Raw genomic sequence first — 14,231 nt, 5'->3', positions numbered from 1 at the left:
GCCCGTTGGATTTGCATCATCTGCGTCACTTCGTGGTTCTGGCCGAGACCCTGCATTTTCATCGCGCCGCTGAACGCCTGCATCTGGCCCAACCTTCTTTGAGCCGGAGTATTCGGACGCTGGAAGAAGACTTGGGAACCTCCCTCTTTCTACGCAGCCAGCGCGAGGTGCGACTGACATCCGCCGGAGCCGCACTGCTGCCCGAAGCCCGTTTACTCCTTGCCCAGGCGACGCGCACTCAACACCTGATACAAGATATCGTCCGGGGCGATGCCGGTCTGCTCCGCATCGGTTTTATCAGCTCCACGGCCATTACCCTTTTGCCTTTTCTCCTGCGCGCCTTCCGCGCTGTCCATCCCAGAGTGCGTCTAGAGTTGCAGGAAATGAGTAGTGCCGCACAAACCCGTGCCCTGCTTGCAGGCCAGATAGACTTGGCTCTGATCCGTGACATGGAGGCGGTTCCAGACATCCAGCAACATTCTTTGCTAAAGGAGCGCCTCTTGCTTCTGGTTCCATCAGGGCATGCCCTGGTGGAACAGGTACCTGTAACTTTCTCACGGCTCGTTGATGTAGATATTGTATTGTTGCGCCGCGAGGTGGCGCCGGGCTCCTATGACCGTATATGGGCCAACTGTCTAGCCCACGGCCTGGAGCCGCATATTTTCACGGAACTGGCCGATTCTAATGCTGTTTTCAGTATGGTAGCCGCTGGCTTGGCAGTGAGCTTTCTCTTTTCTTCGTTCGCCCAGGCCGCCCGCCCCGGTGTCACCTTCCTGCCCCTGCAGGATGAGATGGCCGACAGCGAAGTCTCTCTGGCTTGGCAGAACCAAGCAGCGCAGCAAAGTCCTGCGCTTCAGTCGTTCATTCACCTGGCGCAAAGCGCCTTTCCACTATTGGACAATGCGTCAGGCCACATCTCCAAAGGGAGGTAATACACGCCAAAGGATATCCGTTTTCCTTGTCCCGAAACTTAACTTCCCTTACAGTTTCGTTAACTCCATTAAAGAACAGATTGCCATGCTGATCGGTTATGCCCGCGTCTCGACTATGGATCAAAACCCAGCCCTTCAAATGGATGCCCTCAAGGCCGTGGGTTGCGAAAAAATTTTTACGGAGAAAGCCTCCGGCTCGCATCGGGACCGGCCACAATTACAGGCGCCCTGGATTACTTGCGTAAAGGGGATACGCTGGTGGTCTGGAAACTTTCCCGGCTGGCCCGTTCGTTGACGCAAGTCATCCAGACGGCGGCTGACATCCATGAGCGGGGAATAGCCCTTAAGGTGCTGACCCAAAACATCGGCACCAGCACCTCCGAAGGGCGGCTTTTTTTCCATATGACCGCCGCTTTCGATGAGTTCCAACGGGAATTGATTGTCGAAAATACTCGTGCGGGTCTTGCTGCAGCGAATAGGCGTGGGCGGCGGGGTGGTAGGCCAAAAGCCATGAATGAGCAAGCCATCAAACACGCGGAAACTTTACTCAAAGATACAGCAAACTACCCTTTCATTGGTGACGTGATTGACCAGCTGGGGATCGGTAGGACGGCCTTTTACCGCTATTTTCCGACAGACCGGATCAAGGCGCTCAGGAAGGAGCATTCAGCAGAAACTTAACCGGAGGATAATCCTGTGGGACTTTCGGTACCTTTATGCAGACAGACCCATGTTTCCCGACGGAATTTTCTGGGGTTCCGGCTTACACCCCCAAGCAGAGAAAATATCGGCCGCTGCGGCCCTTCGCAGGAGATTAACGGGTTTTATATTCCGTTTTCTGAGGGGACCCCGTCATGGCGGATTTCAAGAGACACGGATATCTGCGTGAATCCGGTCAGCGCATTATGGTTCAGCGCGCGTCGCTATGAAAAATTGCCAGCGGCATGCATTGATGGACTTTAAGCGTTTGATGAAGTTCCTTCAGACACATCTTCATAGAGGTCAAGCATCAGTTAATTCCTCATTGAGAGCATGACACATCCAAATTTTCTGCTTATAACGAAAATTTGAGTTTAGGGGTTGATATAATCGAAACCGGCGTGCTCCAGCTGCATGATACGGATGACACCTCCCGGAACAATAACTACCGAAGGATCCAGTTTGGGAAAATGGCCGCTCTTCTTCTTAAAAGCTTCCATGCTGTTATGGCAAACATCAAACTCTACTCCCTCAGCATTAATCGCAGCAATGCGACTCGCCATCGAGTTGTTAGGAGAATATATTTTGATGCCCGGACCAAACGCCACGACGACAATCTGAATCTTTTTATGACCAAAGTAGTTGAGCAGATTCTGGGTGATGTTCAGGTCCATAGTCCAACGGGCCGGATTATCCTGACTGACCTGGATCACCACATGATGCTCGGCAAAAGGCAAGTCATGAATAAAAGCGGGATGATCAAAACGAAAATCATGGAGCATTGAAACATTGGCTGAATCGACATTGGCCGAAGCCGTGGTCATACCCAGCATTCCCATCACTGGCAAAGCACTGACTAATACGGATACTTTCAAAAAATCTTTCAATAACATCACTGTCTCCTCGCTATCTTCTTCAAAAGGCAATCATCGCCTGCATGGCAAATTCATTATCCACGGCATTGGGAAAAACTATCCGCCTCCGGATTAGGCGGATGCGGCACATCCCGCATCCAGAAGTAGTAACGGGTATGAGGCGTTAACTAATGGCGAAAAGCCGAGTTCAGCCACTGCATAAATAAGCGTATTTCTGGAAAATCTATGGCTATGATACATGTTCATCACCTCGTGATGTTTTGGTTAAATATTTAGTGCCGAATAGCAATATGTAGCTTTTCCAAAATTCTGCCGAGTAAAATGGTGAATGGGTAGAATGTTAATACCCATTTTCGCAAATGCAGAAGATATTTCGCTCATATAAAAACCGCTCGTCGAGAGACTAACCAGATCGTCTCCCGCCGAATGGTTCACGTCAAATGCCTTTAATGAGCGGCGATTTGTGCGCTTGCTGCAGATTTCATGGTCGTTGCCATTCTGAACCTCTGTTAAGCCTTATTTAAGCCTTATTTAAGCCTTGTTGGCGTTGAATTGCGGGTTGACGTCCTTGACCGGTACGGCGTTGATCCAGTCCCACGAGTTACCCAGGTACATGGTGCCTCCGACAATGGTGGGATTCACGATGCCGAAGCGACCCCCGACATGATATTCGTGAACCATCTGCCCCGTTTTAGGCTGAATGGCATAAATATCCGGTCCGGTAGAAATATAGAGCATATTTTGATAGTACGTCGGTGCACCACGTCCTGCTCCGGCAGGACCAGGATTGGGTACGTGCCAGGTCCAAGCCACTTTACCGGTATGCAGATTCATGGCCTCATAGGTCGAGGTGACAGGAGAACCGACATAAACCATCCCATCATGAATCATGGGAACCCCGCCTTTGAATGCCGGAATCTTGGGGCCACGTCCCATATTGTTTGTCCACAGAACTTGTCCGGTATTGGCATTAAAAGCCCGAACCAGGGTTTCCATGGTGGGTTTGCCATCTACCATTTTGGGGTTGGCCACGGTGTCCATGACGACAATACCGTTATCCACAACGGGGGATACATCGCCCATACCGGTGTTGACGGCACCGGGAATTTCACCCTTCCACAACACCTTGCCGTTATTGATATTCAGTGCATAAAGACCGGGGATGACGGACATGGAGACATAGACATGGTTTTTCCAGACTACGGGGCTGGACATGTTGGCTATGCCCCCTACATGGGTTTTCCAGATGGCCTTTCCGTCCGTAGAGTGAATCCGGTAAATATTACCGTCGCCGGTGCTGATGAAAAGCGAGTGGTCCGCATAGGCCGGGGTGGGCATGGCATCACCCTGGGTCTTGAAACTCCAGAGTAGCTTGCCATCTTTACGATCCAGGCAGAAAATCCCGTTATAGCTGATATCCTTGCCACGTCCGGCCTGCTTGGGATGCTTGGAGTACTCCATGACATTGGCAAAATTGAAAGACACGCTACCCGCTGATAGATAGACCTTTTTGCCGACGACCAGAGGATTACCCATGAGGGTATTGGCTACCGGGCTGCTCCGCCAGATCAGCCTGCCAGTTTGAGCATTGACGGCGTAAGCGAACATATCATCGCTTTCCGCATACACGACCCCTTTGACCACCGAAACGCCCAGAGCATTTCCATAAAACTGGGTTTGTACCGGGAGTGCTTCCTTGATGCCATCCACTTTTTCGCCGTAGGGATGGTTATCATTGAGCGGCCAGGCCCGGGCTTCAGGAAAATTCCAGCGGACGCCATCACGAATCCAACGGGGCGCGTTGTGCGCAACAGGGAATCCGGCATTGTGCTGAGGGTTTCCATAGGCGTGGGTCCACTCTGAAGGACCGACCTGATCATTGGCCTGTGGCGCATTTTGCGGTAAATATAGCGTCGCAAAGGGACTTTGGGGGTCCAGGGTATTGTTAATGGGATCCTGGGGAACCTGATTGGTTTGCGCCCAGGCGGTCCCGGAAATCAAGATGCTGACTGCTGACAATATGACTATTTTGCGGAATTTCATCACTTCTCCTCGCGCGTTGAAAATGTGAAACAACCTCGTTGTAAATTCTCTCATGAGGCGTGCTGAACAATTAGAAAATTCTAATTTGTTAATGAATAATTCAGTATCATCATTGAGTTACTGAAACCTAAACCTCTCGATATAAGATATCAATAATATAAATGTAAAAGATTGAAACGGGGTTACATATTTTTACATGGCATTTGCAACAATTTGATATTTTATAAATCACACCAAGCATTTTATAATGAATCATGTCTTTCTGGAGGACTATAAAAGCGAAGCACTGCAATTAACCCATCATCTGTTGCCATTTCATAGTGAAGACTCCCGTTATGCAACGCCATGATGCGGTGACAAATCCGGACACCAATTCCCGCTCCATGCCCTGTTTGATGAGGTAAATTGCCCTGATTGAGTGCTTGAAGAAATGCAGCAGAAACACCAGGCCCATAATCACGAAGCCGAATTTCGAGGTACGTTGGACAGGCTAAAAACTGAATCTCCAGGATCCCTCCGCCATAACGCTTTGTGTTATCGAAAAGAATACGAAAAACTCTTTCCAACGCCAGCGGGCGGCATTGCAAAACATGCGGACTGAAATCTGGTACGGGCCTCTCTACGTGAACAAGCAGTCCGTAACGCTCCCGGGCTATTTCTGTCATTTTGGCCAACCATTCTTGCACGTTAATGGAAATGCCCTTTTCCTGGTCACCGCTGCGCACCAGTGCCAAGAATTTATCAATCGTTTCGTCCATCTCGCGGACATCTATGCGCATGGAAGATTTTTGCGCCAAAAAGTTTCTATCGGGCAAGTGCAGGGTCAACAGTAGGCGAGAAAGCGGTGTTCGCAACTCATGAGAAATACCGGTAAGGAGTAGCGTGCGTTCTTCGTGGAGTCGATGGAGATCATTGGCCATGCTGGTAATAGCCTCGGTTAATCGCTGTACTTCCAGGGGTCCACCAATCGGTCCCAGCGCATCAGGCGAGTCGCCGAGACCAATGCGCGGCGCTTCAGCGGCCAGGCGTGCCAAGGGACGATTAATCTGTCGCACGATCAACCAAGCCCCCAGCAGGGTAACCAGTGCGATGATCCCAAGGCGCATGAGCATGAATCCTTGTCCACCAAAGTCCATGGACGAAACAGGCATCCCCAACCAGGACTGATCGGGACCGCCGCGTATCCATATCCAGGTATCGTTACCTTCTTCAGGGCCAATTCGAAGGCGAGCCCCCGGCGTACGTTGTTGCAGATAACGCGCGCTTTCGCGGAGAAAATACTGATCGGGAATATGGCCAGGATGCGCATTGGCCGGACGCCATTGCAGTTTCCCGGCAGAGCCGTATGGCGCGTGACGACTGACAAGGGCATGGTCAGTCTGCAACAGAAACTCGGCAAAGCGTTCTGCGGAGGGATTTAACACGTACTGATGAAAAAGCACATAAACGGCTGCCTGCGTACTGAGTAACAGCAGTCCGAGCAGCAGCAGAGTCCGTCCCAGCGTGCTGCGAGGCCAGAAGGCTCCGATATTCAGGGTTCAGCCACAAAGAGATAGCCATGTCCCCAGACCGTGCGAATATGTCGGGGACGCCCCGGATTCTTGTCGAGCAGGCGACGCAGGCGTGATATCTGCATATCAATACTGCGATCATCTGTCTCCAGATCGCGGCCACGTGTCAGCCACATGAGTTTCTCGCGCGTTAGCGGTTGTCCCTCATGTTGGATCAGGGTAGACAGTGTTAAAAATTCAGTACTAGTTAGCGCGATGACTTGGCCATGAAGACGTATTTCTTGACGACTCATATCTACTAAAAAGGGCCCTTTCTGAAAACTGGGAGAAACTTCAGTAGTGCCTGATACGGGATTTCGAGCACGACGCAATATGGCCTGGATACGCGCTGCCAACTCCCGTGGATGAAAGGGCTTGGCCAAATAGTCATCAGCTCCCATTTCTAATCCCAGAATGCGATCAATTTCATCTCCCCTGGCCGTCAGCATGAGAATCGGTACATCATGGTGATGCTGACGCAATCGGCGGCAGATCTGCAGACCGTCTTCCTGGGGCAAGCCCAGATCCAGAATGATCAGATCAACAGGAAAAGTCCCAAGAACAGACTCTATCTGACTGCCATCCCCCATGCCCTGTACAGCAAAACCGTATCCTTTCAGATGGGATTCCACCAGACTGCGTAGACGCAGATCGTCATCGACAATGAGAATATGTTGTTTGTCTTTCATGAATCACACTGTACATTTATCGATCGAATTAGCCAAATAAAAGTGTAACTAAAAAGCCTATCATGTTACAAAAAAACAAATTGTTACATCTCACAGCGGTTATGCGCACGATTGTTACAGTGAGCCTCGTTATAATATGCGAATATTTTCTATTGAACTGAGCAAGGATGATTCATGGCTCCAAAAAAATCTGTGGTACACCAGGAATCGACACATCCTATTCAAAAAAAATATGTCACCCTGTTGATAGGGGCCACACTGATAATGGGATTGTCGGGTTGCGCAGTCGGTCCACATTTATCCGCGCCGAATGTCGCGGCGCCCAAATCGTACAATGCACATTCACTGTTTTTAAGCTCCTCTCGACAACACATACAGTGGACCAGACAGCAAGCAAAATCCTGGTGGTCTCTATTTCACTCAACAACGCTGACTGCCTACATTCAGAAGGCTATGAAAGCCAACCCCAACTTGCAGGCGGCTCACGCAGCACTGGCACGGCAGCAGGCCTTGGTGCTTGCCGCCCAGGGCGGGCTCTATCCTCAAATCGGAGCCAATGCGGGAATCAGTCGACAACGTGCGTTGCGTACAGGGTCCAATGGAGGACAGAGCTATCGGATACCAGGCAATCTTTACAGCCTTTTCCTGGGGACTCTCGATATTAGTTATAACCCGGATGTATTCGGACGCCAGAATGACCTGATACATGCCGCCAAAGCGCGCAAGACGGTCAGTCTGGCGGAGCTCGATCAAACCGAAGTGTTTTTGGCTGCTGATGTGAGTCGGGCGGTTATTCAGGGCGCCGCCCTCCAGGCACAACTACACGCGGCTCAAAAAATTACCACTGCAGATGAACACTTGTTGAAACTTTTACAGCAAGAATATCGGATTGGGGATCAAAACTTACAAAACGTAGAGCAACAAGCTGCCCAGACGGCCGCTGCTCGCGCACGCATAGCCCCTTTGCAGGCGGCATTCGCCGCTTCCCGGCACGCGCTAGCAGATTTATTGGGCGAATCTCCGAATGTGCCACTCACTATGCCGAAACTGCACAATCTGCAATTGCCTGCGCATTTACCCGCGACAATTCCCTCTGCACTGGCTGAAAATCGTCCGGATATTCAGGCGGCGACGGCAGAACTCAAGGTGGCGGCTGCACAGGCCGATGTGGCAACCGCCAACCTCTACCCTCAATTCAATATTACTGCCGATATTGGCAAGGCGGCTATGACAGGGGGACTCTTTTTCAATCCGTTTTCTACTATCTGGTCGCTGGGCGCAGGGCTGGCAGCGCCCATTTATAATGGTGGCGCCTTGCACGCCCAACGCCGTGCTGCCATAGATCAATATCACGTCGTTAGCGATCAGTATCGCTCTACCGTGCTCAATGCATTCCGGGAAGTGGCGGACGCTTTACGCGCCCTACAAGGTGCCGATGCCGCATACACTCAGCAAAAACGGGCACAAATTTCCTCTGGGAAGGCCTTGCAATTGGCTGAAGCGCGATATCGCGATGGGGTCACCGGCTACACAGATGTCTTGGATGCGGAAATTGCCTATCAGCAGGATACGGTAAAGGCCATTCAGGGACGCAGTCAGCGTTATCTGGATAGCGTGGCTTTGTTTGTCGCTCTGGGTGATGGCTGGCAGCCAACATCGGGAGCTGTCCCACATCCTGAAAAAACATCTCCTTCCACTTTGAATCACTCTGCAGGAGTTCCCGCATGAAAAAGGCTTTTCTTTTCTTAGGGTTGATTGTTGTGCTGCTTTTTGCTGCCATCTATGGCTGGCACTCCTGGCGGCAACAGCGACTACAGGCACACCTCGCGGCCAAGGCCAATCCGGCGGTGACGGTCTCCGCTACCCAAGTCCGCGAGCACAGTCTTGCGGGTAAATTAACGGCCGTTGGGGAAATTGTTCCGCAACAAGGTGCGGTACTCAGCCCTCAAGTCGGTGGCGTGATCGAAAAACTCTATTTCCATTCCGGGCAGACGGTGACCCAGGGACAGCTACTCCTGTCGCTCAACCCCGGGAATTTGCCCGGTCAACTTCAAGCTGCACAGGCGCACGCTGAACTGACCCAAGTCGATTATCAACGGGCACAGAAAGTGTATGCCATTCACGGAATTTCCACGGCGGCGCTGGATAAGGCCAAATTTGATGCCCAGGCGGCTCAGGGACAAGTAGCGGCCCTACAGGAATCATTGGCGGACACCCAGATACGAGCCCCATTTTCAGGGATGCTCAGCCTGCGCACGGTAAATGCCGGTGAATATATTCATGCAGATACCCCGGTGGTCCATCTGGAGAACCTGCATCATCTGTATGTTGACTTCACCGTTCCTCAGCGCGATGCCAAAGTGCTACATCCAGGGGCACCTGTACAAATCGACATCCATGACGGAGAAAAAGTAAAACATTACGTCTCCACGGTGTACGCCATTTCCAGCCATGTGGACGCAGCAAACCGGGCTATTAGTGTGCGGGGAATTGTGAAGGCAGCCCAGGGGCTTAAACCTGGCATGTTTGTCCAGGTGGACTTGCAGAAGTCAGCGCCTAAAGAAATGCTGATGATCCCGACAGTGTCGGTGAGTTTTAACACCTATGGTGATTTTGTTTACGTACTCACTTCCGCCGAGTCAAAGCATCATCTCATCGCCAAGGAACAGAAGGTAGTGACCGGTATACAGCGTGGCAAATATACCGCCATTATCAGTGGTCTCAAGGCGGGTGAAACTGTCGTCACTGCTGGGCAGGTCAAGCTGCACAGTGGGGATTCTGTGCACATTAACAACGCTGCACACCTATAACGACGGAGATCAGCATGCATTTTACCGAACCCTTTATCCGTCGCCCTGTTCTCGCCATTTCTTTAGCGCTCGTCCTGTTTTTCTTCGGGTTGCGTTCTCTGGGAATGTTGCCCATTACTGAGTATCCACCCACTGACAGCTCAATGCTCACGGTAACCACCCATTATTTTGGGGCGACGCCAAAAACCGTCAATGCCTTTATCACCGCGCCTTTGGAAAAAGCCGTTGGGCAGGCTCCGGGCATCAACTATATGACCGGCGTGAGCGAAGATGGTGTTTCCATAATTACACTCTATATGCGTATGGGAGAGAATCCGAACGCCGCTTTATCTCAAGTGCAGAGTAAGGTTAATACGGTACTCAATCAGCTTCCTAAAGGGGTGATGCAGCCAATCGTTCAGGAAATGTCGGGTTCTGGGGCCTATTTGATGATGTTGACTTACCATGGCAAAGGCTTTAACCAGCAGCAGATCACCGATTATCTCACCCGTGTCGTGCAACCTGCGATTGAGTCTGTCCCGGGGATAGGGCTAACCTCGATTCTTCCGCCGGGGACCGGCCCCAACGGAAATACTTTTGCGATGCGGGTATGGCTGAACCCGCATGAAATGTCGGTCTTGGGTATCACCCCATCCCAGGTCAGCGCCGCCCTGAAGAAAAATGATTTTGTTGCCGCAGTAGGGCGATTGAGGGGGGAGTACACCGCTGTTTCTCTGAGCGCTAACACCGCCCTGCATACCCCTGCGGAATTCCGCAACCTGGTTGTGGCGACCGTCCACGGTGTACCTATTCATCTGAGTCAGGTCGCCAAGGTGTCTTTGGGTGCCCAGACTTATGATTCTTCCGTCATGGTGGACGGACGAGCGGCCGTTAATATCGGGATCGAACAGGCCCCTGGCAGTAATGCGCTGCAGGTTGCCGGTGGAGTCGAAAAGGTAATGGCCCGGTTGAAATCTACCATGCCACCGGGTGTACAAGGGTCCGTCATTTATAATGGTGCACAATTTGTCAAAAGCTCCCTTCAGGAAGTAGAGGGCACTATTGGTTTGGCTCTGCTGGCCGTTATCCTGGTGATTTACCTTTTTATGGGTTCCTGGCGCGCATTGATCGTTCCGGCTCTGGCTATTCCGGTTGCGATGGTAGGAGCCATGACGATCATTCACGCGCTGGGTTACACCCTTAACCTGCTGACATTGCTGGCCATGGTGCTGGCAATAGGTTTGGTCGTGGATGATGCCATTATCGTAGTGGAAAATGTCCACCGACATATTGAACACGGCGCAACCCCTTTGCATGCCGCTTTGCAAAGTGCCAAAGAGTTGGCCAGTCCCATCCTGGTGATGGCAACGACCCTGGTAGCGGTCTTTGCGCCCATGGCGTTTATCGGTGGCCTGGTGGGACACCTGTTCAGCGAGTTTGCTTTCACCATTGTGGCCACCGTACTGCTGTCTATGATTGCCGCTCTGACTCTGGCACCCATGCTGGCCTCACGGGTTCTGAAGGCTGGGCAGGAAGGCCGGGTTGCTCATTTGGTAGATCATGTGTTTGGGCGCTTAAAGGCTTTTTATGGGCGTCTTCTTTTCGCCAGTCTGAAGATCTGGCCAGTGACGGTGACTTTGGCTCTGGTTTTGACCGGAGGAATCTATTTTCTTTTCAGCATCAGTCAGAGTGAACTGGCTCCTCCGGCCAATCAGGGGCTTGTGTATGTCAATGGGGTGGCTCCGCCCACCGCAACCCTTGAGTATATGAATACCTATGATCGTTATCTGACTAAGACCGTTTTCGACAAAATCCAGAGTCGGGGACATAGTTTTGCGGTCAACGGAGTCGGGATCGGAGGCATGTTATTGAATAATGAAGTGATGGCTGGGGTGGTTCTCAATCCCAAGCGAGGTGATGTTACTACCCAGGAGGTAAGGAACAAAGTGCAGACCCTGTCAGAACAGGTGCCTGGCATGAAGTTGTCCGCCTTTGGCCTGCCGCCACTCCCTGGCGCTGCGGTAGGCTTGCCGGTGCAGTTTGTACTGACTAGCGCAGGGGGATCTTCTTATCAGCAGTTGGATGCCCTATCCGCTAAACTGGTACAAGAGGCCAAAGCCAGCGGACTGTTTTCGTTCGTCTCTAAAAACCTCGATTACAACGATCAGATTCAGAAAATCGTTATTAATCGACAAATGGTAGCCTCTTTTGGACTGAGCATGGCGGATATTGGCCAAAATCTGGAGACCCTGCTAGGGGGGAATTATGTCAACTATTTCGACATGAAAGGACTAAGTTATCGGGTGGTCCCCCAAGTGCCGCCAGCCTTGCGGGCTAATCCCAATTTTCTCAAGGCATATACCATCAAGACGCCTGCAGGTACTGAGGTTCCACTATCCACGTTTGTCTCCTTGAAACCAGAATCTGCTCCGACCTATTTGCCGCAGTTTCAACAGTTGCCAGCAGTATTCATTCAAGCCAATCCAGCGCCCGGTGTATCACTGGGCCAAGCACTACAGTTTTTGCAAGTGCATGCGAAGAAAATTCTTCCCAGTGGCGATCAAGTGCGGTACGCAGGTGAGTCTCGCCAGTATGAACATCAGGGTGACACTTTATTGGTTACCTTTGGCTTTGCCCTCTTGATGGTGTTCCTGTTGCTGGCGACGCAGTTCAACAGCTTCCGTGACTCCCTGGTGGTTCTTACCGCCGTCCCCGTCGCACTTTTCGGGGCCTTGTTGCCTATTAGTCTTGGCGCTTCTAGCGTGAATATTTACTCTGAGGTGGGGATGGTGATGCTGATTGGTCTGATCGCCAAGCAGGGAATTCTGATTGTGCAATTTGCTCGGGTCATGCAGGAAGAAAAGCATCTGGATAAATTACACGCAGTAATAGAAGCGGGCACTTTGCGCCTGCGTCCGATTTTAATGACGGTGGCCGCTATGATTGCGGGAGCCATGCCATTGCTTTTTGCCAGTGGAGGAAATGCGGATGCCCGGTTTTCCATGGGCTTGGTCATTGTCAGCGGCCTGGGATTTGGATCAATGGTGTCCTTGTTCGTGGTTCCGGCGTTTTATCTCTGGTTTGGTCGGTCAGTACATACCCAAAAGGAGGAAAACACTCTGAACGGATAAAAACCTGGAAACGCATCATGCTATTCGTTTTCTTCTAACGTCCATTGCGACTCGCGCCACCCCGGAGAATGAAAGAGAATGGGAGCGGGTGGCGGCGGATTGAGATCGCGCGAAATTTTGGTGACTTGATCCCGTTTCTAACGTGACCCGCCGGGCCGACTCGTACCCCGGATTGCCTCCATGAGAGCGCACATTAAGAGGACCGCCTGTGGCTTGCTGCAGGCAGGTTGATTCGGCATCGGCATCCATCGCCTCCCACGTTTTCAGTATAGATGGAGAGGAAAGCCAATGGAACTGAAACCCATTTTTCAACGTGTGATCGGCCTGGATATTCATCAGGCACAAGTGACGGGCTGTGCCATCATTGGTAACCCGGATGGCACTGTGGAGGTAGAGCGCCGTCAGTTTGGCAGCTTCAAGAAAGACCGCTGGGCCTTGGCGGATTGGTGTGCGACCTGGCAGTCGGATGCAGTGGTCATGGAGAGTACCGGGATTTACTGGAAAAGTCCCTATGCGGCTTTGGAGCAGGTCGGCATTCGTGCCCAGGTCGTCAATGCCCGTCACGTCAAACAGGTGCCCGGTCGCAAAACCGATGTCGGCGATGCGGAATGGCTGGCCATGCTGGCGCGCGCGGGCTTGTTACGCGGTTCCTTTGTCCCGCCAGCGCCACTGCGGGAATAACGCTTGATTACCCGCCAACGACAGAAGTTGGTCGGCATGCTGGCCTCCGAAAAAAACCGGCTACACAAGGTGCTGACCGACGGGGGGATCCGCCTGGGCGTGGTGGTCAGCGACATTCATGGTCAATCGGCACGCGCCATGATCAAGGCGCTGATTCAGGGCGCCACGCCTCAGGAGGTACTGTCCCTGGCGAGCCATCGCCTCAAGGCCAGCCGGGAGGAGATTCTGGATGCGTTGCAGGGCGATTTGAGTGCCTGCCATCGTTTTGTTCTGGACGAAGTGATGCACCATATCGAAGCCCTGGAAGCGCAGATCGCGCGCTTCGATACCCGCTTGTTGGACGGTTTGGCCCTGCAACAGCATGCCCTGGCCTTGCTGCAGACCTTGCCGGGGGTGGATACCATAGGTGCTGCCTTATTGCTGGTGGAAATCGGGGACGATATGAAGGCCTTCGGGAGTGCCGATCGCCTGGCGTCGTGGGCCGGTCTGTGCCCGGGCAACAACGAATCGGCCGGTAAGCGCAAAAGTGGTCGCACCCGGAAAGGGAATCCTTACGTGCGCCGCGTCTTGTGCGAATGCGCCCATGCCGCCAGTCGCACCCAATGCGCTCTGCCCACCAAATTCCAGAACCTGGTCGTGCGCCGAGGTCATAAACGATCCATTATCGCCTTGGCCCACAAAATGCTGCGCATCATCTACTTCATGCTCTCTCGCGGCACATATTACCGGGACACCGCCACCGATTATGAAGCCTTGAGCGTACAACGTAATGCCGCACGCTGGATTAAAAAGCTGATCAAGTTCGGATTCCTGCCCGATCCGGCATAACCGCTTTCAGATCC

8 protein-coding genes and 2 pseudogenes are annotated in these 14,231 nt (G+C 52.2%); 6 read left to right on the top strand and 4 right to left on the bottom strand.

The window, feature by feature from the left end:
- Window positions 1-5 precede the first annotated feature (5 nt).
- Window positions 6-932: a LysR family transcriptional regulator gene (locus tag H7F11_RS07760; protein ID WP_075322791.1), complete on the top strand. Its 927-nt coding sequence runs from the start codon at window positions 6-8 to the stop codon at window positions 930-932.
- Window positions 901-1,613, top strand: a pseudogene (locus H7F11_RS07755) (recombinase family protein). The gene H7F11_RS07760 and the pseudogene H7F11_RS07755 overlap by 32 nt, the downstream one beginning before the upstream one ends.
- Before the next feature lie 392 nt (window positions 1,614-2,005).
- Here H7F11_RS07755 and H7F11_RS07750 read toward each other — a convergent pair.
- The 4 genes from H7F11_RS07750 to H7F11_RS07735 form a co-directional block, all read right to left on the bottom strand.
- Window positions 2,006-2,524 (bottom strand): DsrE family protein, encoded by a 519-nt coding sequence (locus H7F11_RS07750; RefSeq protein WP_193651284.1) that lies wholly within the window; start codon window positions 2,522-2,524, stop codon window positions 2,006-2,008.
- A 513-nt stretch (window positions 2,525-3,037) separates the two neighbouring features.
- Window positions 3,038-4,549, bottom strand: a complete 1,512-nt coding sequence (locus H7F11_RS07745) for a PQQ-binding-like beta-propeller repeat protein (RefSeq protein WP_075322790.1) — start codon at window positions 4,547-4,549, stop codon at window positions 3,038-3,040.
- Between the two features lie 242 nt (window positions 4,550-4,791).
- Entirely contained in the window at window positions 4,792-5,991 is a 1,200-nt protein-coding gene (locus H7F11_RS07740) for an ATP-binding protein (RefSeq protein WP_242947743.1), read from the bottom strand.
- Between the two features lie 89 nt (window positions 5,992-6,080).
- Window positions 6,081-6,788 (bottom strand): response regulator, encoded by a 708-nt coding sequence (locus H7F11_RS07735; RefSeq protein ID WP_075322788.1) that lies wholly within the window; start codon window positions 6,786-6,788, stop codon window positions 6,081-6,083.
- Window positions 6,789-6,962: 174 nt separating this feature from the next.
- Between H7F11_RS07735 and H7F11_RS07730 the strand changes: the two genes are divergently transcribed.
- The 4 genes and pseudogenes from H7F11_RS07730 (at window position 6,963) to H7F11_RS07715 (ending at window position 14,217) form a co-directional block, all read left to right on the top strand.
- Window positions 6,963-8,516, top strand: a complete 1,554-nt coding sequence (locus tag H7F11_RS07730) for an efflux transporter outer membrane subunit (protein ID WP_077218297.1) — start codon at window positions 6,963-6,965, stop codon at window positions 8,514-8,516.
- The gene (locus H7F11_RS07725; RefSeq protein ID WP_075322787.1) at window positions 8,513-9,598 is read left to right on the top strand and encodes an efflux RND transporter periplasmic adaptor subunit; all 1,086 of its coding nucleotides are present in this window, start codon (window positions 8,513-8,515) and stop codon (window positions 9,596-9,598) included. The genes H7F11_RS07730 and H7F11_RS07725 overlap by 4 nt, the downstream gene beginning before the upstream one ends.
- Window positions 9,599-9,612: 14 nt before the next feature.
- A complete protein-coding gene (locus tag H7F11_RS07720; protein ID WP_075322786.1) occupies window positions 9,613-12,708 on the top strand; it encodes an efflux RND transporter permease subunit in 3,096 nt (1,031 codons plus the stop codon).
- A gap of 288 nt (window positions 12,709-12,996) precedes the next feature.
- Window positions 12,997-14,217: pseudogene (locus H7F11_RS07715) on the top strand (IS110 family transposase).
- The last annotated feature ends 14 nt before the right edge of the window (window positions 14,218-14,231 follow it).

The sequence above is a fragment of the Acidithiobacillus sp. HP-2 genome (assembly GCF_015100155.1).
Classification (GTDB): Bacteria; Pseudomonadota; Gammaproteobacteria; order Acidithiobacillales; family Acidithiobacillaceae; genus Acidithiobacillus.
Note: the sequence above shows the minus strand (reverse complement) of the source record. Positions and strands in the feature narration are given on the sequence as shown.

Bases quoted from the DNA above. Each gene is read 5' to 3' on its own strand.
- H7F11_RS07735 (WP_075322788.1), bottom strand. From the start codon at position 6,788: ATGAAAGACAAACAACATATTCTCATTGTCGATGACGATCTGCGTCTA.
- H7F11_RS07745 (WP_075322790.1), bottom strand. From the start codon at position 4,549: ATGAAATTCCGCAAAATAGTCATATTGTCAGCAGTCAGCATCTTGATT.
- H7F11_RS07725 (WP_075322787.1), top strand. From the start codon at position 8,513: ATGAAAAAGGCTTTTCTTTTCTTAGGGTTGATTGTTGTGCTGCTTTTT.
- H7F11_RS07730 (WP_077218297.1), top strand. From the start codon at position 6,963: ATGGCTCCAAAAAAATCTGTGGTACACCAGGAATCGACACATCCTATT.
- H7F11_RS07720 (WP_075322786.1), top strand. From the start codon at position 9,613: ATGCATTTTACCGAACCCTTTATCCGTCGCCCTGTTCTCGCCATTTCT.
- H7F11_RS07750 (WP_193651284.1), bottom strand. From the start codon at position 2,524: ATGTTATTGAAAGATTTTTTGAAAGTATCCGTATTAGTCAGTGCTTTG.